1 pseudogene is annotated in these 466 nt (G+C 66.1%); it reads right to left on the bottom strand.

Features of this window, described 5'->3' with window-relative positions:
• A pseudogene (locus tag HR086_RS47455) lies at positions 1–466 on the bottom strand (hypothetical protein); the annotation flags it as partial.

Genomic DNA, 466 nt, shown 5'->3' with positions numbered 1-466 from the left:
AGTCGTGGTCGTGCATCTTCACGTCCTTGACGCCAGCCGCCTCCAGCATCTCGGCAGCATCGGCGGCCATGTCCTTGCGCATCGCCAGTTCGTTGGCGCGCATGGACACGTCCATCGCCAGCACCGGCAGCCCCCATTTGTCCTTGCGGTCGTGGTCCAGGCGGATCGTATTGTCGTGGTGCGGCAGCATTTCACCGAACCCGGTCATGCCGATGCGCCAGTCGCCCGGTACGGTCAGCGCCTCCTTCAGGTCGGCACCGATGTTGAGCTCGGCGATCTCGCGCGACCAGCCGGTGCGGCTGGCACCGCCCTGGTAACCGAACCCGCGCAGGTAGCCGCGCTTGTCGGCCGCGACGTTGCGGAAGCGCGGAATGTAGAAACCGCACGGACGGCGGCCGAAGTAGTACTTGTCTTCGTAGCCCTCGACCCGGCCCGAGGCGCCCGCACCGAAATGATGGTCCATCAC

Origin of the sequence: Myxococcus sp. CA039A (assembly GCF_013336645.1) — a bacterium.
In the GTDB taxonomy this organism is placed as follows: Bacteria; Myxococcota; Myxococcia; order Myxococcales; family Myxococcaceae; genus Myxococcus; species Myxococcus llanfairpwllgwyngyllgogerychwyrndrobwllllantysiliogogogochensis.
This window is presented reverse-complemented; position numbering and strand designations above follow the sequence as displayed.